Annotated in this window: 12 protein-coding genes and 12 pseudogenes; 13 read left to right on the forward strand and 11 right to left on the reverse strand. The window is 66.7% G+C overall.

The window, feature by feature from the left end; genetic code table 11:
• Nucleotides 1-38: 38 nt before the first annotated feature.
• Nucleotides 39-797 (reverse strand): alpha/beta fold hydrolase, encoded by a 759-nt coding sequence (locus tag T428_RS24765; protein WP_245604686.1) that lies wholly within the window; start codon nucleotides 795-797, stop codon nucleotides 39-41.
• A 281-nt stretch (nucleotides 798-1,078) separates the two neighbouring features.
• Entirely contained in the window at nucleotides 1,079-1,471 is a 393-nt protein-coding gene (locus T428_RS24770; RefSeq protein ID WP_245604687.1) for a hypothetical protein, read from the reverse strand.
• Nucleotides 1,472-1,885: 414 nt separating this feature from the next.
• Between T428_RS24770 and T428_RS32495 the strand changes: the two genes are divergently transcribed.
• The 4 genes and pseudogenes from T428_RS32495 to T428_RS24775 all read left to right on the forward strand — a co-directional run bounded on the left by T428_RS32495 (nucleotide 1,886) and on the right by T428_RS24775 (nucleotide 5,869).
• Nucleotides 1,886-2,032, forward strand: coding sequence for a hypothetical protein (locus tag T428_RS32495; protein WP_156942814.1), 147 nt, complete (start codon nucleotides 1,886-1,888; stop codon nucleotides 2,030-2,032).
• Between the two features lie 191 nt (nucleotides 2,033-2,223).
• Nucleotides 2,224-3,846 carry a class I adenylate-forming enzyme family protein gene (locus T428_RS0100860; protein WP_025734988.1) on the forward strand — a complete coding sequence of 541 codons (1,623 nt, stop codon included), beginning with the start codon at nucleotides 2,224-2,226 and terminating at the stop codon, nucleotides 3,844-3,846.
• The gene (locus T428_RS0100865) at nucleotides 3,833-4,606 is read left to right on the forward strand and encodes a class II aldolase/adducin family protein (protein ID WP_025734989.1); all 774 of its coding nucleotides are present in this window, start codon (nucleotides 3,833-3,835) and stop codon (nucleotides 4,604-4,606) included. Before T428_RS0100860 ends, T428_RS0100865 begins: the two co-directional genes overlap by 14 nt.
• A 51-nt stretch (nucleotides 4,607-4,657) precedes the next feature.
• Nucleotides 4,658-5,869, forward strand: a pseudogene (locus T428_RS24775) (amidohydrolase family protein).
• A gap of 61 nt (nucleotides 5,870-5,930) precedes the next feature.
• Here T428_RS24775 and T428_RS0100875 read toward each other — a convergent pair.
• A complete protein-coding gene (locus tag T428_RS0100875; protein WP_025734990.1) occupies nucleotides 5,931-6,293 on the reverse strand; it encodes a hypothetical protein in 363 nt (120 codons plus the stop codon).
• 213 nt (nucleotides 6,294-6,506) lie between these two features.
• Between T428_RS0100875 and T428_RS0100880 the strand changes: the two genes are divergently transcribed.
• On the forward strand, nucleotides 6,507-7,331 hold the full coding sequence (locus tag T428_RS0100880) for a class I SAM-dependent methyltransferase (protein WP_025734991.1): 825 nt from the start codon (nucleotides 6,507-6,509) through the stop codon (nucleotides 7,329-7,331).
• Nucleotides 7,332-7,392: 61 nt separating this feature from the next.
• On the opposite strand, the pseudogene T428_RS24780 reads toward T428_RS0100880, so the two are convergent.
• Nucleotides 7,393-8,411, reverse strand: a pseudogene (locus T428_RS24780) (nitronate monooxygenase).
• A 94-nt stretch (nucleotides 8,412-8,505) separates the two neighbouring features.
• On the opposite strand from T428_RS24780, the gene T428_RS24785 reads away from it, so the two are divergent.
• A complete protein-coding gene (locus T428_RS24785; protein ID WP_425411970.1) occupies nucleotides 8,506-9,903 on the forward strand; it encodes a sulfatase-like hydrolase/transferase in 1,398 nt (465 codons plus the stop codon).
• 140 nt (nucleotides 9,904-10,043) lie between these two features.
• Here T428_RS24785 and T428_RS33400 read toward each other — a convergent pair whose 3' ends face one another.
• Entirely contained in the window at nucleotides 10,044-10,235 is a 192-nt protein-coding gene (locus tag T428_RS33400; protein ID WP_211243891.1) for a hypothetical protein, read from the reverse strand.
• Between T428_RS33400 and T428_RS24790 the strand changes: the two are divergent.
• Nucleotides 10,144-11,353: pseudogene (locus T428_RS24790) on the forward strand (FAD-dependent oxidoreductase). The gene T428_RS33400 and the pseudogene T428_RS24790 overlap by 92 nt on opposite strands.
• Nucleotides 11,354-11,424: 71 nt before the next feature.
• A pseudogene (locus tag T428_RS24795) lies at nucleotides 11,425-12,361 on the forward strand (Gfo/Idh/MocA family protein).
• Nucleotides 12,362-12,370: 9 nt separating this feature from the next.
• Here T428_RS24795 and T428_RS24800 read toward each other — a convergent pair.
• Both T428_RS24800 and T428_RS31515 read right to left on the reverse strand, forming a co-directional pair.
• Nucleotides 12,371-13,188: pseudogene (locus tag T428_RS24800) on the reverse strand (sugar phosphate isomerase/epimerase family protein).
• Nucleotides 13,185-13,556 carry a hypothetical protein gene (locus tag T428_RS31515; protein ID WP_169733604.1) on the reverse strand — a complete coding sequence of 124 codons (372 nt, stop codon included), beginning with the start codon at nucleotides 13,554-13,556 and terminating at the stop codon, nucleotides 13,185-13,187. The pseudogene T428_RS24800 and the gene T428_RS31515 overlap by 4 nt, the downstream one beginning before the upstream one ends.
• A gap of 180 nt (nucleotides 13,557-13,736) precedes the next feature.
• On the opposite strand from T428_RS31515, the gene T428_RS0100915 reads away from it, so the two are divergent.
• The 5 genes and pseudogenes from T428_RS0100915 to T428_RS35595 form a co-directional block, all read left to right on the forward strand.
• On the forward strand, nucleotides 13,737-14,444 hold the full coding sequence (locus T428_RS0100915; RefSeq protein ID WP_036466993.1) for a TetR/AcrR family transcriptional regulator: 708 nt from the start codon (nucleotides 13,737-13,739) through the stop codon (nucleotides 14,442-14,444).
• 286 nt (nucleotides 14,445-14,730) lie between these two features.
• A pseudogene (locus T428_RS24805) lies at nucleotides 14,731-15,861 on the forward strand (cytochrome P450).
• Nucleotides 15,861-16,697, forward strand: a pseudogene (locus T428_RS24810) (mycofactocin-coupled SDR family oxidoreductase). Before T428_RS24805 ends, T428_RS24810 begins: the two co-directional pseudogenes overlap by 1 nt.
• 33 nt (nucleotides 16,698-16,730) lie before the next feature.
• Entirely contained in the window at nucleotides 16,731-17,699 is a 969-nt protein-coding gene (locus T428_RS0100930; protein WP_025734994.1) for an enoyl-CoA hydratase/isomerase family protein, read from the forward strand.
• A gap of 14 nt (nucleotides 17,700-17,713) precedes the next feature.
• A pseudogene (locus T428_RS35595) lies at nucleotides 17,714-19,518 on the forward strand (CoA transferase); the annotation flags it as partial.
• Nucleotides 19,519-19,702: 184 nt separating this feature from the next.
• On the opposite strand, the pseudogene T428_RS24825 reads toward T428_RS35595, so the two are convergent.
• The 4 pseudogenes from T428_RS24825 to T428_RS33865 form a co-directional block, all read right to left on the reverse strand.
• A pseudogene (locus T428_RS24825) lies at nucleotides 19,703-20,819 on the reverse strand (M24 family metallopeptidase).
• Nucleotides 20,809-22,042 (reverse strand): annotated as a pseudogene (locus T428_RS24830) (M24 family metallopeptidase). Before T428_RS24830 ends, T428_RS24825 begins: the two co-directional pseudogenes overlap by 11 nt.
• A pseudogene (locus tag T428_RS24835) lies at nucleotides 22,039-23,211 on the reverse strand (amidohydrolase family protein). The pseudogenes T428_RS24830 and T428_RS24835 overlap by 4 nt, the downstream one beginning before the upstream one ends.
• A gap of 140 nt (nucleotides 23,212-23,351) precedes the next feature.
• Nucleotides 23,352-23,558 (reverse strand): annotated as a pseudogene (locus tag T428_RS33865) (SDR family oxidoreductase); the annotation flags it as partial.
• Nucleotides 23,559-23,561 lie beyond the last annotated feature (3 nt).

The following is a 23,561-nucleotide window of genomic DNA, read 5'->3' on the forward strand; positions in this document are numbered from 1 at the left end:
CTAGCCGAGCTGGCCCCCCCGACGGGGCTAGCCGCGCATCATGGCGAAACGATAGACCGCCTCGGCGACCTCTTGGGGCAGTCCTCTTGCAGAAAGTGTTTGGCGGGCAATTTGATTGGCTCTCGCAGACCGGCGGCGTTTTGGGCCGCGACGCCCCAACGCCGCCACGGCAGCATCTTGTCCCGCGCTCCCCACACGACCTGCACGGGGAACGGGCCGTTACGGACGACGTCGAGGTAGCGGCGCTCTTTCGCGGCGGTCAACTCGAAGCCGCGCATGATCTTCAAAAACGCCCGCCCGCGGTCGTCCCCGAACAGCAGCGGGAGCCAACACGCGATTTCCGCGGTCGGCACCCGGCGGCTCACCCCGACAAGTCGCATGATCGACAGGAATGCGCCCGGCACGCGCAACGCCGCCAGCCACGCTTCTCCGATGCCGCGGTGCGCAAACGGCTCCATCGGCCACGGCCGGTGAAACGACTCGACTTCGATGATGGTGTTCAGCAGCGTCATCGACAGCACCCGCTCGGGTACGGCGCCGGCCACCTCGAAGCCGATCGGCCCGCCGATGTCGTGCAGCACGAGGTGAAAGCGGTCGAGCCGCAATTCGTCGATCGCCGCCAGCAACCAGCGGCCCAGACCGGTCCAGGTGTAGTCGGCATCGGCGGGTCGTTCGGCCAGCCCCAGCCCGGGCAGGTCGATCGCAATGCCACGTAACCTGGTTCCGGCCAGCGCGGGTACGACTTTGCGATACAGGGGGTACGACTTTGCGATACAGGTACGCCGACGACGGAACACCGTGCACACACACCACGGCAGGCGCGTCGCCGGGACCGTCCGTCGAGGACGAATGACTTGATCCCGCCGGCGCTGAAGAAACGGCCCGACGACCGATACCGTTCCAGCAGTCGATTCGGCGTTGCGGTCCGCATGCCGAGTTGAACGTCACGCCGCGAGAAAAGCTTCCACCGCTATCCCGACGGAATTGCCTCGCCCGAAGGGCGGCACAGTGGCGCGAGGTAGTGCAGCACCAGGGCGGTGACGACGCCGTAGCCCAGATGCGGAATCAGGTCGCTGATCTAGTCGGCGAGACTCCAGGTGAGCGGATCGGTCACCCCGAGAACGGTCATCGGTCCGTTGGTGCCGATCAGGGCGATGGCCGACGCGACCAGTAGCCCAGGCCGCCAGCCCAGCGCGTATGCCACCCCGAGAATGACGCCCATCCCGATGCCGGCCGCATACCCGGTGAGCGCACCGAGGCCGGAGATTCGGTTGGCCAGCACGTCGCCGCTGCCGGGAACGGTGAGGCCGAACAACCTCGCCATCGCTTCGACGGTGCGTTCGGGTGTGCTGCTCGTCGCGCGGCCGCGCACCGCGATGTCGAGGTAGGTGATCACGTTCAGGGTGGTGGTGCCGGCGGCACCGCACAACACTCCCGGCCAAAGGCGTATTGCATGCGGTCCCGACCACACCCCGGCAATGATAGGCGAGCCATCCCGGCGTGGGCCGCGTCGCCGCCCTACCTATTCCGCGACCGGGAACCTAGAATTCGGTGCGTGCTTCATCGCACCGGCAAGACGATCGCCGCAGCGTACGGCGGCGTTGCCGTGCTCGCCTCGGCGATCGGCGGTGTCTGCGTCGCGCCGCAGACGTCCGCGGATCCGCCCCCGTCACCGGGACCCTGCTGCTGGGAGCGACTCATCGCAGCCGATGGGCCTGACCATCCAACCCGAAGGCGGCGGTAGCTGCATCATCGGTCTGAACTGCGGGCGTATCAACCCGACCCGGCCGCCACCGGCGACCAACCCGCCGCGTCTTCCAGCCGGCTGAGCGGGTCGTAGTTTGCCCGCACAATCGGGCGCGGTCTTCGGGTACACTGGGATGTCATGGGGATTGGTACGACGGTCGCCGCACTGGGCGGCGGTGTCACCGTGCTTGCCGTGGCGCTCGGCGGCATCGGCACGGCCGACGAGCCGCCGGGCGGCTCCACCGGTTCCGGCATCGAGCGTGGTTCCGGCCCCGCCGGGCAATAACGGCGGTGCCTTACGGGTCAAACCCGCCGGCGGTGGCGGCGTTGCATCCTCGGCCTGAACTGTGGGCCCATCAACCCACAGCGGCGGGCACCGAGGCTTGCGCACGGCCCGCATCAGGACGCGCCGACACCTCAGCACCCATAGCGTCAACCCGCCGACCGAATCCCGCGCGGTTTTCCTATCATTTGGTAATGAGCGCCGGTGAACTCGACACCGTGGGCTCGCCGGCTTTCACCGACGAGGACCCGGCCCGGTTTCGCGCGGCCGGATGGTGGTCCGACTCGACGTTGTCAGACGCGGTGCGGCGCAACGCCGAACGGTCACCGGACCGGCCCGCTTACACCGACCAGCCCGGTATCTCGCTGACCTGGCGCGAATTCGATGCTGTGGCAACCGCTTTGACGAGTCAGCTGGCGGGCCTCGGCATTGTGCGCGGTGATCGAGTCGCGGTGTGGCACGGCGATTCCGCCGCGATCCACGCGGCGTTCGTCGCGATCGAACGTTGTGGCGCCGTCGTCGTCGGCATCGGCGCCCGCGCCGATAACCGCGAGGTGAGCGCGCTGCTGCGCAACACCCGGCCGAAGCTCCTGATCACCGACCCCAAGCACGCCGATGACGCGGGGCGGGTCACGGCCGAATCGCCGGTGTCCCTGGCCGTCCTGGGTCAGCAGGCGGGCCTACCGCGCCTGGACAGCGACGTGCGGCCCGAGCCCGTCGCGGGTGAATCTCAACTCGGCCCGGACGACGTTTTCCTGATCAACTCCACGTCGGGGACCACGGGCCTGCCCAAGTGCGTCGTGCACACCCAGAACCGGTGGCATTACTTTCACCAGAAGGCGGTTGCCAATGGGCAGCTGGGCGCCGACGACGTGTTCTTGCCGGTCATCCCCACGCCCTTCGGCTTCCGAATATGGACCAGCCACACCACCCCGATCTATCTCGGCGCCGCTGCGGTGATCCTGGAGCGCTTCACCGCGCAGGCGGCGTGCGAAGCGATAGCCCGACACAAAGTCACCGTACTCTGTTGTGTCAGTTCACAATTGACGATGATCGTGGCCGACCGGGCAGCCCGCGACTACAACTTGAGTTCGCTGCGCGTCGTTTTCACCGGCGGCGAGGCGATACCGTACCGCCCCGCGGCCGAATTCGAACGGCTGACCGGCGCGAAGATCCTGCAATTCTACGGCTCGAATGAGACCGGCCTGCTGAGCGCGACGACGGTGTACGACCCGCTGGAGCGCCGGCTGCGCACCGGCGGCCGGATCGTTCCCGAAATGGCGGTCCGGCTCTTCGACGGGGATCGGGACGTCACCGCGACGGGGCGGGGCCAGCCGGCCTGCTGGGGCCCGGCGACCAGCCTCGGCTATCTCGGCGGTACCGACCACGACAAGCTGTTCACCCGCGATGGCTGGATGTTGATGGGCGACATCTGCGAGCTCGACGCCGACGGTTATCTGACCATCACCGGCCGGACATCCGACTTCATCCTGCGCGCCGGCAAGAATATCAGCGCAGCGCAGGTCGAGGATGCCGTGATGACGCATCCGGCGATCGCCCTGGCCGCGGCGGTGGCGATACCCGATCCGGTGTTCGGCGAAAAGGTCTGCCTCTACGCCGAACTCGCCGACTCCGCGACCCTGGACCTGCCCGCTCTGGTCGAGCACCTGCTGGCGCTGGGGGTTTCCAAGGAGCTGCTGCCCGAACGCCTGATCGTCGTCGACGAATTACCACGGTCGTCCGGTGGCAAGATCGCCAAAGGCGATCTCCGCCAAGACATTCGAGCAAGGTTGGAGGCCGACTATGAACCCGTCTAAGCCACGACCAGGTGGTCTGCAGGTATGGGCGCCGTCGGTGGTGCCCCCGATCGGGGTCGAGCTGTCCCACGAGCAGGCGCTGGCGGTGGCGTTCCGCCACCTGGCCGGCATCGGATTCGCCGAAAACATGGCCGGACACATCACCTGGCAGCGCGACGGACAAACCGACATGCTGGTCAATCCGTGGGGCCTGTGGTGGCAGGAGCTCACCGCATCGGATATCTGCTTGGTGGACAGCGAAGCTCGGGTTGTCCGCGGCCGGTGGGACGTCACCCCGGCGATCCACATTCACACCGAGCTGCACCGCGTCCGTGACGACGCCCGGGTGGTGATCCACAATCATCCGTATTACGTCTGCGTGCTCGCCGCGCTGGGCAGATTGCCGGCACTGGTGCATCAGACCGGCTCGCTGTTCCTCGACGACCTGTGCCTCGTCGCGGAATACGACGGTGAGATCGACAGCGCCGATCGCGGAGCCGATCTCGCGGCGCGCATCGGCGCTGCCAACCTCACGATTCTGGCCAACCACGGCGTGATCGCGACGGGTCGCAATCTGGCCGAGGCGGTGTACCGGGCGGCGTCGATCGAACGGGTCTGCAAGCTGGCCTACGACGTGATGCTCACCGGCACCGAGCCGGTCGCGATGAACTGGTCCGACATGGCCGGCATGCAGCGGTCGCTGATCGAGCGGGCCGCCGACGTGTACTGGGCGGGAGCGGCGCGCATGACGATCAAGGCGGATCCTGATGTGCTCACCTGAGCGCGCGGGAACCCGTCACCGCACAGTCGACGCAGAAGGGCATCGCCGCAGATGAAGTCGATCGACGAGCTGGCCTCCGATTTGAGTTTCACCACGGCCAAGACCGGCGCCGAACGATCGGTGACGTTTCTGCCGGACCCGCCGCGGGCGCCGCGCCGCTACACGGTGATCTCGGTCGACGATCACATCGTCTAACCCCCGGACACCTTCACCGGCCGGCTGCCACGAAAGTTCGCCGACCGCGCGCCGCGGGTCGTCGACACCGACAGCGGCGGGCAGACCTGGGTCTACGACAATCAGGAGCTGCCGAACGTCGGGTTCAACGCGGTGGTCGGTCGACCGGTGGCGGAATACGGCTTCGAACCCGTCCGATTCGACGAAATGCGCAGGGGCGCATGGGATATCCATGAACGCATCCGGGACATGGATCTCAACGGCATCTACGCGTCGCTGAACTTTCCCTCGTTCCTGCCGGGATTCGCCGGCCAGCGGCTGCAACAGGTGACGAAGGATCGCGATCTAGCGCTGGCCTCGGTCCGCGCCTGGAACGACTGGCATCTCGAGGTGTGGGCCGGGTCGTATCTCGACCGGATCATTCCCTGCCAGCTGCCCTGGCTGCTGGACCCCGAACTGGGTGCGGCGATGATCCGTGAGAACGCCGAGCGCGGTTTCCACGCCGTCACGTTCAGCGAGAACCCGGCGCTGCTCGGGTTGCCGAGCATCCACTCGGGACATTGGGATCCGCTCATGGCCGCGTGTGCCGAGACCGAAACGGTGGTGAACCTGCATATCGGGTCGTCGGGTTCGTCGCCGTCGACCACCGAGGACGCACCGCCGGATGTACAAGGCGTGCTGTTCTTCGCCTACGCGATTTCGGCGGCCGTCGACTGGTTGTACTCCGGATTGCCGAGCAGATTCCCCGATCTCAAGATCTGTTTATCGGAAGGCGGAATCGGTTGGGTGGCAGGCCTGCTCGACCGTCTCGACCACATGCTCAGCTATCACGCGATGTATGGCACGTGGCAGGCGCTGGGCGAGAAGCTCACCCCCGCAGAGATTTTCACCCGCAACTTCTGGTTCTCCGCGGTGGAGGACAAGTCTTCGTTCGTCCAGCGCGATCGAATCGGAATCGACAACATCATGCTCGAGGACGACTATCCACATTGCGACTCGACCTGGCCGCACACCCAAGAAACGATTTACGAGGAAATCGGCGATCTACCGCCGGACGCGATCCGCAAGTTCACCTGGGAGAACGCGTAGCGGTTGTACCAGCATCCGGTGCCCGCCGCGATACAGCGGGATCCCGAGGCGTTCTGAAGACTCACTTGCCGCTATGCGGGCAGGGGCAGTCACCGGAGTCGGCCTGGAGACGGGACTTGAACCGCCCCTCGGCCTCGGTCGGTGCCGTGTCGCGGTAGGACACCAACTCGCCGGTGTGGGCGGGCCGTGCCGTCGGCGGCGAGGGGGTCCACGCAGCCACCGCGACCGCCGACGACGGCACCGAACTGGCTTCCAGGCAAGACGGCGTCACCACCCAGTCCATGAACTGCCACACCGCGGCGACCAGGGTGATCAGGAGCAAGACCGTCGCGACCGCGTGGGCCACCAGGTAGTAGCAATATCCGGTGGAGGTCGGTGGTGACCCGTCGCCGGCAGCAACCATTTTGAACGTCACCTGTCGCATCGAGAGGCCCCTTTCTAAACCTAGCGGTGTCGGCCGCCACAACCGTTGCTCGATAATTCTTCGGAGCACAGCGTCCGTCGGATGGGTGCCCGAGTAGCTGAGCCGCCAGCGCCGACGTGACCTGCCCGTTTGGACGGCGGACAACTTCGGGGTGGCCATCGCGACCCTGGATGCGCTTCGCTGTCGGTAGTAGTTACCGCCGAACCAGGAGGGATAGTGACGGGCAAGGTTGATTTCAGTTCGGTCCGCTGGGGCTCAGTGGAGTGGACGAACCTCGTGACGCTGTACCTGCGTGCCCACGAAAGCCGCTCGGCGCATCCGATTCTGGGCGACCGCACCGCCACCGAGGCGGTCGACCGGATCGACTACGACTTCAAACGCATTCACCGGAGCTCATTTCCGGCGTCGAACCGGTATCTGGTCGCGTTGCGCGCAAAACAGTTCGACGGGTGGTGCGCCGACTTCCTTGCCCGCCACCCCGACGCTGTCGTCTTGCACCTGGGTTGTGGGCTCGACGGCCGTGCTTTCCGCCTCGACGTGCCGCCCGCGGTGTTGTGGTTCGACCTCGACCAGCCAAGCATTATCGAGCTTCGCCGCCGACTGTACGACGAGACCGAGCACTACCGGATGGTCGGCTCGTCGGTGACCGACCTGGATTGGATCGATCAGATACCCACCGGCCACCCGACCCTCGTCGTCGCCGAGGGCCTGCTGATGTATGTCGACGAGAGCGGGGTGCGCGAACTGTTCGCCCGCCTGCTGGACCGATTCGATTGCGGGGAGCTGCAATTCGACACCCTCGCGGCGTTGGCGCCGTTGCTGTCGAAGGTGCTCACCCGGGGCATCATCAAGTGGGGCATCGGCGACGCGCGCGAGATCGAAACCTGGAATCCGAGGCTGAGATTCGTCGAACAGACACCGGCGCTGGCCGGTTACGAAAAGATCGACAGCACCGTCGTCCGGTGGATATACCGATTCTTGCGGGCCTCGCCGTTCGGCCCCTACGACGTACTCAACCGCTTTACGTTCTCCCGCTAGGGCTTAGACACCGGTGTTTGATCTCGCGTATTGCCGATTTCCGGTCCGCATCGGCAACTGATCACAGAGCGGAGGCAAGCCGCCGCAGAATGTCCGCGGTGGGTTCGGCGGTGGCGTGCCGGTACCCGGTCCCCGCCCACAGGTGGACGTAGTCGGGCTTGCCCGCGGCCGCAGCGGCTTTGCGCAGCGGGCTGGTCAGGTGGTGAATCGCCGGATAGCCGAACGGTGCGTGGTCCTCGTGGTCGTCGATGAACGTGTTGCGCAATCCGCGGGCGGGGCGGCCGGTGAAGGCGTGCGTGAGCACCGTCTCGGTGCGCGCGGGATCGGTCAGCGCGGCCTGATGCGTCGCCGACGCGCCGCTTTCGGTGGCGCGCAGCAGCACGGTGCCGACGGCGGCCGCGGCCGCGCCCGCCCGGACGACGTCGGCCACCGCGTCGGGTGTGGCCAGCCCACCGGCGGCCAGCACCGGCAGCGGCACCGCCGCGGTGACCTGTTTGACCAGGTCCACGAGCGGAACCGGCTGCAATGGCCGCCGCGGCGAGAGGGTGCCGGAATGGCCGCCGGCGACGACGGCCTGCAGGGTCAGCATGTCGACGCCCGCCTGATGGGCCTGTGCCGCCTCGTCGGGCGTCGTCACCGATTGGACCACGACGGTACCGGCCCGTTGCAGGGCGGCGATCACGCTGCGCGGCGGGATGCCGAACGTGAACGACACCATCGGCACCGGGTCGTCGAGCAACAGCGCGATCTTCTCGTCGAACCGTCGGTGTCCTCGACGGGATCGGCAGGCAGGACGAGGCCGAACCGCTCGGCCTCCTGCTGGATGATTGCGGCGTACGCCCGGTAGCTGTCCGGATCGACCGGCAGCGGGTTGGGTGCAAACAGGTTGATGCCGAACGGGATTCCTGCGGCACGAACGACCTCGAGCTCGGCTTCGCCGGCCTCGACCGTCTTGTAGCCCGCGGCGAGCATGCCCAAGCCCCCGGCCGCGGCTGCGGCCGACACCATCGCCGGCGTGGTCGGGCCGCCCGACATCGGCGCGGCGACCAGCGGAATCGACATCTCGAACTGTGCCAACATCGGGCGCCCCCGGGGATCGGTGTATTCGGTGAATCGAGCCTAGCGAGTTCCCGAACGTTCCATTCGGGTGCCGGACCTGACAGGATGCTTGACCGTGAAGCGGCCTAACTTCTTGGTGATCCTGGCGGACGATCTCGGGTTCTCCGACATCGGCGCGTTCGGCAGCGAAATCGAGACACCCAACCTCGACCGGCTCGCGCACGCCGGTATCCGGCTCACCGATTTTCATTCCGCACCGGCCTGCTCGCCCACCCGGGCGATGCTGCTGACCGGACCCGACCACCACGTCGCCGGCATCGGCACGATGCTGGAGGTAGCGGCCCCCGGATTCCAAGGTGCGCCCGGTTACGAGGGTTACCTCAACGACCGGGTGGTGGCGCTGCCCGAGCTGTTGCGCGACGCGGGTTATCTCACGCTGATGTCGGGCAAATGGCATCTGGACCATACAATCGAAAGATCGCCGTGGGCAAGGGGATTCGAGCGCTCGTTCGCGCTACTGCCGGCCAGAGCCAGCCATTACGATGGCGCCGCGGGCCGCGGATTCTCGCCGGTCCCAACGCTTTACACCGAGGACGACCAGTTCGTCACGGTGGGCGAGGACTTCTACTCGTCGGACTTCTACACCGACACCTTGCTTCGCTACTTCCGCGACCGCGCCGCCGCCGACGACCGGCCGTTCTTCGCCTACCTGCCGTTCCAGGCGCCGCACTGGCCGCTGCAGGCGCCCGACGAATCCGTGGCCAAATACCGGGGCCGCTACGACGCGGGCCCGGATGCGTTGCGCGAGGAACGCTTGGCGGCGCTCAAGCGGCTCGGCCTGTGTGCGCCCGACGTCGAGCCGCATCCGGTCGTGGCCGACGGCGCTGTCGAATGGGCCGACATGACGGACGAGGAGCGCGCGATCTCGGCCCGCGCCATGGAGGTGTACGCCGGGATGGTGGACCGCATGGATTGGAACGTCGGTCGGGTCATCGACTACTTGGCCGAGACCGGCGAGCTGGACAACACCGTGGTGATGTTCATGTCCGACAACGGCGCTGAGGGGGCGATCGTCGAGGCGATGCCGCTGCGCGGTCCCCAGATCGTCGCGCGGATCGAAAAGAACTGCGACAACAGCCTGGAAAACCTCGGGCGGCCAACGTCGTCATCTGGTACGGGCCCCGCTGGGCACAAGCGGCCACGGCGCCATCGCGGTTGCACAAGGCGTTCACCACCGAAGGCGGGATCCGGGTGGTCGGCTTCGTCACCTGGCCGGGTTTTTGCGCCAGAACGCGATCGGTACGGCGTTCGCGACCGTCATGGACGTCACCCCCACGGTGCTGGAGCTGGCCGGCGTCGAACATCCCGGCACCCGCTACCGCGACCGGGATGTCGAACCGATGCTCGGCCGATCGCTGGTGCCGTACCTGTCCTGCGCCGCCGAGGCGGTGCACCCGGGCGAGACCGGCACCGGGTGGGAACTGTTCGGCCGCCGCGCGATTCGCCAGGGTGACTGGAAGGCGCTCTACCTGCCCCGCCCTATGGCCCCGGCGCCTGGCAGCTCTACGACCTGTCCCGCGACCGGGGCGAGATCCACGACCTCGCCGCCACCCACCCCGACAAGCTCGCCGAGCTGCTCGGGCTGTGGGATCGCTACGTCGAGGAGAACGGGGTACTCAGCGAACCGGTTTCGGTGTACGACGTGGACCCGGAACTGTTGGGCTGAGGCCGTCCTGCGGCGATCGGGGGAGTGATGACGGAGACGACGACCTGCGCGGTGATCGGCGGCGGACCGGCCGGAATGGTACTGGGGCTGCTGCTGGCCCGGGCGGGGGTCGAGGTCACGCTGCTGGAAAAGCACGGCGACTTTCTCCGCGACTTTCGCGGCGACACCGTGCATCCGACCACGTTGCGCTTGCTCGACGAGCTGGGTCTGTGGGAACGCTTCGCGGCTATACCACACAGCGAGGTGCGCAGCGCGCGGTTTGAATCCGACCCGGTCGGTGACGTATGTCGACTTCGGTCGGCTGCGTCAACCCCATCCCTTCGTCGCGATGGTGCCGCAGTGGGACCTGCTCAACCTGCTCGCCGATGCCGCGCAAGAGGAACCGACGTTCACGTTGCGGATGAACACGGAGGCGACCGACCTGATGCGCGAGGGCGGCAAGGTCACCGGGGTGCGCTATCGGGGCCCCGACGGGCCGGGCGAGCTGAGGGCGGAGTTGACCGTCGCATGCGATGGCCGCTGGTTGATGGCGCGCCGTGCGGCTGGTTTGCCGAGCCGTGAGTACCCGGTGAACTTCGACGTGTGGTGGTTCAGGCTGCCGCGCGACGGCGACCAGGAGTTCTCGTTCCTGCCGCGCGTCGGCCCGGGCAAGGCACTCGGGGTGATTCCGCGGGAGGGCTACAACCAGATCGCCTACCTCGGCGCCAAGGGCAGCGACGCGCAGCTGCGGGCGACGGGTATCGAAGCGTTTCGTCGCGACATCGGTGCGCTGCTGCCGGAGTCGGCCGGCGCGGTCGGGACGCTGCGGTCCATGGACGAGGTCAAACACCTCGATGTCCGGGTCGACCGGCTGCTGCGCTGGCACACCGACGGACTGCTGTGCATCGGCGACGCCGCGCACGCGATGTCCCCGCTGGGCGGTGTCGGCATCAACCTGGCGGTGCAGGACGCCGTGGCGGCCGCGACGATCCTGGCTGAGCCGCTGCGAGCGCACCGCGTCACCGATCGGGACCTGGCGGCCGTGCGGCGCCGCCGGCTGGTTCCGACCGCGGTCACCCAAGGCGTGCAACGGTGCTTGCAGCGTGGACTCGGGCCGCTGCTGCGCGGCGCCGACCCCACCCCGCCGGCGGCGTTGCTGGCAGTGCTGCGGCGACTGCCGTGGCTGTCCTTCGTGCCCGCCTACTTCATCGGTGTCGGGGTGCGACCCGAGCGCGCCCCGGCATTCGCCCGCCGCTAGCGTCGAGGTTTGTGTCTGGAAACGAAGCCCCACTGCGGATCGGCATCGTGGGTGCCGCGGCGATCGCGCCCATGGCGCTCGTCAAACCCGCCGAGGACAATCCCGAGGTCGTGGTCGCCGCGGTGGCCGCGCGAGGGGGCGCGGGCCCGCGCCTTCGCCGCCAAACACGGCATCGCCCGGGCGTACGACGACTACGCCACGCTGATTGCCGATCCGGACCTTGACGCGATCTACAACCCGCTGCCAAATGGGTTGCACGGCAAGTGGACCCGGGCCGCGCTCGCCGCCGGGAAACATGTGCTGTGCGAGAAGCCGTTCACTGCCAACGCCGCCGAAGCCCGCGAGATCGCCGACTTGGCCGCGAAGTCGGATCGAGTGGTGATGGAAGCCTTCCACTATCGCTACCATCCCCAGACCCTGCGGGTCGAGGAGATCATCGCCTCCGGAGAGCTGGGCAAGCTCCGGCACGTGGAAGCCGCGCTGTGCTTCCCGCTGCCGAAGTTCTCCGACATCCGGTACAACTACGCGCTGGCCGGTGGCGCGACGATGGATGCGGGCTGCTACACGGTTCACATGGTCCGACTGTTCGGCGGTGGCAAACCGGAAGTCGTTTCGGCACGGGCGAAGCTGCGTGATCCGCGGATCGATCGGGCGATGACGGCCGAGTTGCGGTTTGCCGGCGGACACACCGGCCGGGTGCGGTGCTCGATGTGGTCGCGGCGGCTGTTCGCTATCAGTGCCAGGGTGGTCGGTGAGCGCGGCCGGCTGCAGGTGCTCAACCCGGCGATGCCGCAGATGTTCCATCGGCTCTCGGTGCGGACCGCGGACGACAATCGAGTGGAAAGCTTTCCGCGCCGGGCCTCCTACGCCTACCAACTCGACGCGTTCGCCGCAGCGGTGCTGCGCGGGGAGCCGGTGAAGACCACTGCGCAGGACGCGATCGAGAACATGACCGTCATCGACGACATCTATCGCGCCGCGGGCCTGCCGCTTCGCGAACCCAGCTGAAAGTCGAGGCTACCGGTCGATTTCGGCCAACAGGCCGCGCGCCGTCTCGACGCACGGACGCACCCGATCGATCGGGCTGACCCCGGCCAGCGCCAACGACCGCCTGGGCACTTCAATTTCGAGCACGATGTCGTCGGGCAGCACGGACAGGATGTCGAGGAGCGGCAGTTCACCCTCGTTGGGAACCATGCGTTCGAACATGGCCTCCTCCAGGTAGTTTTCCAGCCGCGGGCGCAGCGTCGTGTCGTTGAGTTGGGCGTAGCCGATGTATGCGGGGTCGACGGCCGCGAGATCGGCCGCGCCGGACCCGGAACGGACCAGATGCATGGTGTGGATCAGCAATCGAAAGTCAGTCCGGCGCATGTATCTCGTGCGGCCAATGCGGTCGGCAGATCGCCCACCGTCAGCCCGGGCACCGGCTCGACGACGGTCTGCATGCCGCGCTCGGCGGCGAGCTCGGTCAGCGCGGCGAACCGGTCGAAGGTGCGGCCGAGATCGGGGTCGAGGCTGACGACGTTGATTCGGGGGACGCCGAGCGCGGCCAACACGTCGAGATCCGCACCGAATGACCCGGTTTCGGTGTCCAGCAGCACCAGAAACCCGTCGCCCAGCGAGGCGGCCACGCCACGGCGCCGCGTCGCGGCGAGCACGTCGGATCGCAGCGCCGGGTCGTCCTTGAGTGAAAACGGCGCATAGCCCAGCGGCACCAACGGCGCGCCCTGCACCACGGCGGAGATGTAGCGGCAGCCAAGGTCGGCGGCCAGGTCGACGAATTCGACTGGCGGAAGACCGAATCCGTTGAGAAAGCCGATCGCGAGCTCCGTCATGCCGGGCGTCCCGCCAATTGCGCCAGCTGGGCGGCGGCCGGCGCCGTTTGGGTCGTCAGCGCGATCTGCCCCGACGTGACCTGGTTTTCGATCATCGGCGCCTCCAGCACCAGATCGTCTCGCACGAACGCGATGTGGGCGTGCGGGAGATTCACCGCCGGGCATTTGTCGGGTGCGCTCGGCTGCGATTTCTGGACAGGCCGAACCGGCAGCGGCGCGATCCGTGGCGCCGGTGCCACGGATGGGGTCGTCGACGTCGCACTGCTCGACGGGGCGGGTGCGGTCGGGCGCTGGGTGGTATGGCAGCCGCAGCACAGCGCAACGAGCAGAACGGCACTGGTCAGCCGGGCGATCGTGGTAGCGGACATCAAACCCAAGCAAAGTAGGTCCACTGCCCGTTGTCGCCGATTCGGGCGGAATTCGCGTGAATCGTGATGACACCGTTGCCGCGGCGACGCGTGCTTTACGGACACTACGAACATAGAGTAAGGTCGTGCTGCACGTCAGCGGAAGTTCACTGTAGATCCTTGCCAGGAAAGCCTGTGTTCATGGCTCGACACCCGTCCTCGTCGGTGCAGCGGCGAAAGCCCAATCCGGCGGAGCGCCGGCGCGACCTGTGTGATGCGGCGATCGAGCTGCTGGCCGCCGACGGGGCCAAGGGATTGAGTCATCTCAAGGTGGACCGCAAGGCCGCCGTTCCCGACGGCACCACCTCGTTCTATTTCCGGACCCGCTCCGCGCTGTTGCGCGCGGTCGCCGAGCGACTGGCCGAGCTGGATCTGCAGCGGCTGCAATCCATCGCCGACAGCGCCGGCAGCACGGGCGACAACCCCACGCCGTCGCTGCTGTCGCAAGTGGTGATTCAGGCCGGCACCGAGCCGCAGTTGTCGTGGACCAAGGCCCACTACGAGCTGACGATGCAGGCCGCCCGAGACCCCGCGATGGCCGCGATTCTGCAGCAGGCCACGGACGCCTTCACGAAGCTGCACCGCGAGATCCTCGTGCAGCTGATGCCGCACAGGGCCGAATTGGAATCGGCGGTGGTCGAGGATCTGAGCAACGTCACGCTGACATTTATCAACGGGCTGCTGATGCGCGCGGCCCACGGCGACCGGATCGTCGATACGCCCGAACAACTCGACGCGATCCTGGCGGCCATCGCCACCGGCATCCTGAAGAGTCCGCACAAGGGCGGGCTCACCGAGACCGGCGACGGGCACCGGGCGCGCGGCCGCCGTGCCGCCGCTTCGGGCTGACCGTGGGCACGACCGGATCCGACGACGACGCGCCGGGCTTCGCGCTTTGGGTCTTGCCACAACACCCGCTATATAATTCTCTACGAGAATAGAGTAAGCCGACGTTCACGGGCGGTCGGTGAGCCCGCATCAGCCTTGCCCGTGCGTATGTCGAAGCAAACGCAATTAAGCGGAGTGTACAAATTGCCCGAATTGGATCCGGCCGCCGACCACTGTCGCGTCGGCATCCGGAAAGTGCAGCGGTAGGAGAGATTTCGACGTCGAGCTGATCGCCGACCCTTATCCGATGTTTGCGCGACTGCGTGAAGAGGCGCCGCTGTACTACAACTCGGAATACGACTTTACGCGTTGAGCCGATTCGCGGACGTGAACAAGGGAATTCTCGACCACGTCACCTTCAGTTCCGCGCGGGGCGTGATCATGGAACTGATCAAGGCCAACCTCGAGATCCCATCGGGCATGTTGATTTTCGAGGATCCGCCGATCCACGACGTGTACCGCAAGCTGTTGTCCCGCATGTTCACTCCCCGCAAGATCGCCGCGCTGGAGCCGATGATCCGTGACTTCTGTGCGCAATCGCTCGATCCGCTGGTGGGCTCGGGGCGGTTCGACTTCGTCACGGACCTGGGCGCGATCATGCCGATGAAGGTCATCAGCGCACTGCTCGGGATTCCCGAAGAAGATCATGGAGTACATCCGCGACCGCGGCAACGCCCAATTACGCACCGAACCCGGCAAGCCGATGAGCGCCGCCGAGCACGGCTTGTCGGTGGGCGAGCAGTTCGAGGCCTACATCGACTGGCGCGCCGAGAACCCGTCGGACGACATCATGACCGAGTTGCTCAACGTGGAGTTCGTCGACGAGACCGGGACGACCCGCCGGCTGAGGCGCGAGGAGATCCTGGTGTACCTCAACGTGGTCGCTGGAGCGGGCAACGAAACCACCACCCGACTGATCGGGTGGGCGGGCAAAGTTCTCGCGGAGCATCCCGACCAGCGCCGCGAACTCGTCGAGAACCCCGGTCTCATCCCGCAGGCCATCGAGGAGTTGCTGCGCTTCGAGCCGCCGGCGCCGCACATGGCCCGCTATGTGACGCGCGACGTCAGCTTCTACGACCAGACGGTACCGGAAGGCAGCGTGATGCTCATGCTGATCGGGTCCGCCTGCCGCGACGAGCGGCAGTTCGGTCCCGACGCCGGCGAATTCAACATTCATCGTCCGCCCCGGCCGCACCTCACGTTCAGCGTTGGCGCACACTTCTGCCTGGGGTCGGCGCTGGCCCGGCTGGAAGGCCGTGTCGCCCTTGAAGAAATCCTCAAGCGCTTCCCGGAGTGGGAGCTCGATCTGGCCAACGCCACCCTGAGCCCGACGTCGTCGGTGCGTGGTTGGGAAACCCTGCCCACAGTGGTGCCTTGATGACCAGCCGGGTCGAAGGCAAGGTCGCCTTCGTCACTGGTGCCGCTCGCGGCCAGGGCCGCAGCCACGCCGTGCGCCTGGCCGAAGAGGGTGCGGACATCATCGCGATCGACGTTTGTGGGCCGATCGACAACTTGGCCTATCCGCATTCGACACCCGAGGATCTCGCGGAGACCGCCGAGCTGGTCCAGAACTTCGACCGCCGCATCGTCACAGCGCACGTCGACGTCCGCGACTACGCGGGACTCAAAGCCGCCGTGGACGGCGCGGTGGCGCAACTCGGCCGACTCGACGTCATCGTCGCCAACGCCGGAATCGGCACCTTCGGCAACTAGCTGCACAAGATTCGCGAAGACGTCTGGCAGGACATGATCGACGTCAACCTGTCCGGCGTCTGGCACACCGTGAAAGCCGGTGTGCCGCATATGCTCGCCGGCGAACGCGGTGGTTCCGTCGTGCTGACCGGTTCCGTCGGCTCACACAAGGCGATGTCCTACACCGGCCACTACATCGCCGCCAAACACGGCGTGATCGGCCTGATGCGCGCCTTCGCCGTCGAGCTGGGTCAGTACCACATCCGCGTCAACTCGGTGCACCCCAGCCAGGTCAACACGCCGATGACGATGAACGAGTTGACTTTCAAGCTGTTTCGGCCGGATCTGGAAAACCCCGGGCCGGACGACTTCGCGCCGTTCTCGCAGATGACGCACACGCTGCCGGTGCCGTGGGTGGAAGCCCGCGACATCAGCAACGCCGTCCTGTTCCTCGCTTCTGACGAATCTCGTTATGTCACAGGTGTTTCGCTGCCCGTCGACGCGGGCGCGTTGCTCAAATAACCTCAATTAGGCACGAAGAAGTGGAGAAAGCTCATGCCTGAATTCGACTACGAAAAGCTCAAGAAAGAAGCCGAGCAGTACATCAAGTTCGAGAAGGACAAGAAGAACCGGATCGCCTACATCACCTTCGACCGTCTCGACGCGCAGAACGCCACCAGCCTGGGCATGCGGCAGAACTACGCCGACCTGATCCACAAGTGCAATGTTGACGACGAAGTCAAGGTCGTCGTGATCCGCGGTGAGGGACAGGATTTCGGTAGCGGCGGGGACCTGCCCGAGCAGCGCCCGATGCTGGAGAACCCCGGTTTGCCGCTGCACCACGAGCTCGCGATCAACGACGACGACGTCAAGTACCCCCCGGGCGGGTCGTACCGTTACCTGTCCACCGTCACCGACTTCTACGCCAAGGCCCGTGCCGGTAACCGTCCGCTGCAGGAGCTGCGCAAGATCAGCATCATCGAGGCCAAGGGCTACTGCTACGGCTGGCACTTCTACCAGGCCGGCGACGCCGACCTGGTGATCTCCAGTGACGACGCCCTGTTCGGGCACCCGGCGTTCCGGTACGTGGGCTGGGGGCCACGGCTGTGGTGGTGGGCCGAGACGATGGGCCTGCGCAAGTTCTCCGAAATGCTGTTCACCGGACGGCCTTTCAGCGCCAAGGAGATGTACGACTGCGGCTTCGTCAACAGTGTGGTGCCGCGCGAGAAGCTGGAAGAGGAGACCCTCAAGTACGCGCTGGCCTGCTCGCGGTCCCGTCCGACCGACACGGTCGCCGTGCAGAAGACCTTCCTCGAGCTGTACAAGCAGCACAAGGGCGAATACTTCGGCAGCCTGCTCACCGGCATGGTCGAGGGCATGCTGCCGATGATCAAAAACGACGCGGAAGAGGTCGACCTTACCGAGGGCACCTTCAGCAAGGGCCTGAACAACGTCGTGAAGGACAACGACATGAACTTCCCGCCCGAATGGCGTCTGAGCCGCTCCGGGCGCGCGAAGCCCTGACCGGCCGAGTTCGCATGTCGGCGCTGACGGGTTTGCGAATCGTCGAGCCGGCGGAGTCGGTCGCAGGGGAGTACTGCGGAAAACTGTTGGCCGACTTCGGCGCCGAGGTAATCAAGATCGAGGCGCCCGGGTGTGGCAGTTCCACCCGGGCGTTTTCTCCCGTCGTGGGTGATGCCGCGGGAGCCGACGGCAGCGTCGTGTTCGCCTACCTCAACACCAACAAGTACTCCGTCGTGCTAGATGCGAGCGACCCGCGGCTGCGCCGGCTGATCGGCACCGCCGACGCGGTGATCGACGACGGCGCCACCGGCTGGGCGGACGAGCACCCGGACGTGGTGTTCTGCTCGATCACCCCGTTCGGTCAGGATGCCGCCGCTGAGTACGCAAACGCGAAGAGCATCAACGTCTTCCATGCCAGCGGGTGGGGATACCACACTCCCAATCATCCGGACGCGACCAAGCCGCCGCTGCAGGGGCCGGGCCGGTTCATGGCGGACTACGAAGCCGGACTGGACGCCACACTGTGCGTGGCGGCCAGCCTGTTCGGGCGGCTGCACACCGGTCGGGGCGAGGTCATCGATATTTCTGAGCACGCCGTGCTGGTCTCTCGCGCCGATTGCATTCTGGGGCGGCTGATCACCGGGGAAGTGCCCGCCCTGGGCACTCGCGACGACTACGACCAGCAGGGCCCGGCGTTGTTATTCGCCTGCGCCGACGGTTTCGTCTACCTGTACATGACCAGCCGCGCGCACTGGCTCGGCGTCAAAGAGCTGATGGGCCCCCGGCTTGGCTCGACGACTTCGACGACGACTGGCTCGAGTTCTCGGTGACGGCGCAGAAGGTCACCGCGTTCCAGCAGGGCTTTGCGACGTGGGTCCGCGATCTGGGCAAGGAGCAGGCGGCCGACCAAGCGCAGAGCCTGGGCGTGCCGCTGGTTCCGGTCAACGACGCCGCAGACCTGCACGATTCGCCGCAGTACCGGCACCGCGGCTTCTTCCAAACCGTCCGACACCCGGTGCTGGGCGACGCCGCATACCCCACGGTGCCGTATCTGCTCGGGGAATTTCCGGCCGAAATCACCTCCGCTGCAACGACTTTCGTCCAGCACACCGCCGCCATCCTCGACGGGCTCGATTCGCCTCACACACCGCCCGTGGTGCGAGCGCCACAGCTCAAGGCGCCGAAGAACCCGCGCGGTGGGCCGCTGGAAGGGGTGCGAGTCGTCGAGCTCACCAAGGTCTGGGCAGGCCCGTACGCCGGCAAGCTGCTGGCCATGCTGGGCGCCGAGGTGATCAAGGTCGAGACGGCGGCGCTGCCCGAGGAGATGCGTGCCTACGGCGGTACCGACATCAACCATGCGCCGTTCTTCCTGAGCATCAATCCCGAGATCCTCAGCGTGGACCTCGATATCAAGTCCGCACCAGGCATGGCGCGGCTGCGCGAGCTGATCGTGCGCAGCGACATCGTCATCAACAACCTGCGCCCGGGCGCGATGGAACGGCAGGGCTTGGACTATCGCCAGCTCACCGAGATCAGGCCGGACATCATCTCGGTGTCGATCAAGATGTGGGGCAACGACGGGCCGCTGGGTCACCAGACCGGCTACGCGCCCTGCTTCGCCGCGCTGGCCGGACTCGCGCCGTTGGTCGGCTATCCTGGTGGGCCCCCGCTGGGAACCAGCATGCGGTACGGCGATTCCACGGTCGGTGCCGCGGCCGCCTATGCCGCCGTCGCCCCGCTGCACCGCGAGCTCACTGGCACAGGGCAATTCGTCGACGTCTCGGCCGTGGAAACTCTGTCCTCGATGATCGGGGACTGCCAGCGTCGATGGTATAGAAAGCCGCTGACAATGCCTCGCGATCCGTACTCACACTCCGAACTTATCGGCGACCACCGACAAAAACGGCCCACTTGTGACAGGTGAGACCAAAGTGCCGCAAGGGATTACGAGGTCGATTCTACCGGCGGATTGGCAGCATCTGCGCCGAGGAAGGCCGGGTCGCCTAGCGATCGCTCCACGACGGGCTGGTGGTCAGCACGTCGACGCCGTCCTCGGTGATGTGGACGGTGGCCCGGCGGAACACGGCGCCGAGACCCTGCTCCCACACGTAGCCCGTGCTCGCCAGCACCATGCCGGCGTCGAGCCGGTCGTCCTCGCCCGCGGCCACCAGCGTTTCGGACACCACCGGCGGGTCGAAGCCCAGCCCCAGACCGTGCCGCTATCGGCATCGGCGGTATCGGTTCACCGGCGGCCTGGTAGGCGGCAAGCAGGTCGCGGATCGACGCGCCCGGACGACAGGCGCTAACCATCTTGTCGTACAACGTATTCGAGCGTCCGAACAGCCCCCGCGCCTCGGCACCGTCGCCAACCGGCCAGGTTCGGCCCACCTCCGCGACATAGCCATTGGCCAGCGCCCCGGAGGCGAACGCGACGAGGTCACCCGGCCCGGCCTCGGCCGCGCCGCGATGCCACGGCCGTTGCCGCGAGGTCACCCACGCGGCGTCCTGGGTGGCCGGCGTGCTCACCCCGCCCGCCGCCATCGCCTCCATCATGGCCCCGGCCAGCGTCTGCTCCGAGACGCCCGGCGCCAATTCGGTTAGGGCCGTGGCGAGTCCGTGCTCGGCGATGCGCAGTGCGCTGCCCATCGCCGCGATCTCGTCGGGCGTCTTGATCCGCCGCGCGGCGCGCATCGCCGGTTCGGCGTCGACGAGTTCGGCATTCGGGAACGCGTCGGGCAGCAATGCGGCGAAAGTCGGTGTGATCGCATCGGTTCCGACGCGGCGCGCGGCCTCGGCGCCGTCGACCTTCTTGAGCAGGTCGATCAGCGTCATCGGGTTCCAGGCCAGCCCGTAGAGGTGGTCGTGGTCGATCTCCTCCGGGACCCCCTCATCGTCGGTGCTGTTGAGGTAGATGTCTCCGGTGGCGCGCACCAGCACGCACATCGGACCGAACGGCCGCGTCCTGGCGATCCAGAGCTGCGGCGCGCCAGTCACATAGCGAATGTTGGCTTGCCGGCCCAGCACCAGGATGTCCAGGCCGTGTTCGTCCATCTGGGCCAGCGCGCGTTCCCGCCGCCCGGATCGCAGTGCCCGGGCGTCGGGCAGAACCTCAGTCGCCATAAGGCGTATAGGGGTAGTCGGTAATCGGCGCGTAGCCGTCCTCGGTGATCACCACGATCTCCTCACTGCGATAACCTCCGGTTCCGTCCTCCCACATCACGGGTTCCAGCACCAGAACCATGCCGGGCGGAAAGACGAAGTTGTCGTCGAACTCCTCGCCGAGATCGGTTCCGATCATCGGCGCTTCGGCAGGGTAGGTGCCGATACCGTGGCCCAGATAGAAATGCGGCAGCCATGGTTTGCGCCCGCCGTTGGCGGCGATCGCCGCCCGCGCCAAATCTCCTGACGTAGCACCGGCATTCGTCACCGCGAGGACGGCGTCCAGGACCGTTCGCCATTGCCGGAACTGATCCTGCTGTTTAGCGGTGGGCTGCTGGCCGACGACCCAGGTTCGGCCGAAGTCGGAGCAGTATCCGTGGTAGGTGATGCTGATATCGGTCCACAGCACGTCGCCGGCGGCCAGTTGGCGCTCGGTCGGCAGCAGCGGCAGCGCCAGATCCCCGTGCGTCGTCCACACGCCCTCTGCCCGTGAGCTCGGCATCACCTGCCAGATGGCCTCCAGCATGTTGGTGGTGGCGCCCAGCTCGAACGCGCGACGCACGAACGTGGCCGACAAGTCGATCTGCCGCACACCGGGTTTCAGGGCCTGCTGCACGTCGACGATGGCCTCTTCGGTGATGCGGGCCGCCCTGCGCAGACAGGACAGCTCGTCGCGGGTCTTGACCAGTTGCGCGGCGCCGAGCACGATCGCGGCGTCCGTCGGCGGGCCCGCGGGGAACAGCTTGGGTGCCGCCCGGCGCATCGCCCCGGTGAGTTCGTCGACGGCGATACTCGCTCCAGGCGGGACCAGGCCGGCCAGCTGCCGCGCGAAATCCTCGACGCCGTGGTCGAATTCGAGGTAGGCGGGGCCCGTGCAGATGATCGTCGGGCACCGGTGCATCCGCCGAGGCTCCGCTGCGCAACGGCATGAACAGGTGCGGGTGCACATCATCGGCGAGCACCACCGCGACCGGGCGTTCCACGTGCGACAGGCCCGCGTCCAGCAGCGGCCAACTGGCCCCCGTCGCGTACCCGACGTAGCCGTTCATCAGCAGGATCAGCGCGTCGACGCCGTGTTCGGCCATCGCCGAACGCAACCGCGCCCCGACCTCGGTGCGCATCCGGGCCCGGTCCGGCTGGTCGGGGATTTCGAGGGCCGTGCCGCGGCCAGCAATAGCAGTCATTCCGAGATCCCGAGGAAATTCTTGATGTTGCCGCCGACCACCCGCACGGCATTCTCGGGGCCGACGGCGTCGACCACCGCGGCCAGTGACCGTTCCGAATAGCCGAAAGTGCTTTCGTTGTGCGGGTAGTCGGACGACCACATCACCTTGTCCATGCCGATCTCGTCGATCTGTTTCAGGCCCAGGTCGTCAACCATGAACGAGGCGCACATGTGCGTGTCCCAGTAGTACCGGATGTCGTGCTCGGGCTGGTGTGCCAGCATGTGCCGGTACGACGCCAGCACGTGCTCGGCGTCCTGTAGCGCCGTTGGCACCCAGGCTATTCCGCCCTCGAACCAGCCGATCCGAAGCCGCCGGTGCCGGTCCAGGATGCCGCCGAAGATGTACTTGGAGAACATCTCTCGAAACGAGTCGATGTTGACCATCATCGCCACCGCGACGCTGTTGACCTCGCTGGGGAATTTCGGCTGGCTCTCCCCGATGTGGTGGGTGACGGGCAGACCGGCCTCTTCGATCTCGTCCCAGACCGCGTTCATCGCGGTGCTGGAATAATCGTATGGGCTGACCGTCAGCGTCGTTGCCGGGGCTGATCGGCATCAGAAGCGTCTTGAGCCCCAGCGACTTTAGTTCGGCCAGCGTGCGGCGGGCGCCGCGCGGATCCCACCAGTTGATCAGACCCACGCCGTAACAATGGCCATCCGAGCGCTCCTGAACGCCGGCGATGTGCTCGTTGTAGACGCGAAAGATGCGCTCGCGAATGTCGTGGTCGGGGTGGTGGAACAGCGCCAGTACCGCGTTGGGGAAAGCCAGTTCCTTGTCGACGCCGTTTTCGGCGAGCTCACGAATCCTCGCCTCGACGTTGTTGGTGGCCGCACCGGCCAGATCGTCGTATTGCATCAGCACCGCGCTGAAATCGCTGACCACCATGGACTGGCCGGGCCGGCCCAGCAGGTACGCGCCGTCCTCGTACCAGATCCGCGGCGCCTGCTCCTTGAGGTCGTCCGGGAATTGCTCGTAGAAGATGTCTCGGCCACCGAGATGTGGTTGTCGGCGGAGAACACCTCGGTGTCGGGCGACAGGCCGGTGTCGAAGTCCGCGGCGCGACCGTGACGGTGCTTGGGCGCGCCGATCATTCCGTCGGGGTACAGGGTGTGGGCTGGGCTGGACATCATCGTCCCTTCGTTGCGTTCACCTGCTGAGCATGCCGATGTGTTCGAGGTCGGCGAGGTACTTTTCGATCAGTTGCTGCGAGACGTGCGGGGTTGCGCGACCGGAGTGTTCCACCGCGGACTGGAACTGCGCTGCCGTGCCGGGGGCCGATCGCGGCGATCGACTCGGCCAGGAAGTCGACCGGCAGGCCCTCGTAGTGCGGCTGGGCGTCGCCGCGCTGGTAGAACGACCGCGGGGCGACACCGGTGGCCACCAGGCTGAACAGCCGCCGGGTGAAGATGTCCGGCGCGTTGAGCTGTCCCGCGTAGCGGCTGTCGGCCAGGATAATGCCCGGCCGGAAGACCGCCGC

Source organism: Mycobacterium genavense ATCC 51234 (assembly GCF_000526915.1).
GTDB lineage: Bacteria > Actinomycetota > Actinomycetes > Mycobacteriales > Mycobacteriaceae > Mycobacterium > Mycobacterium genavense.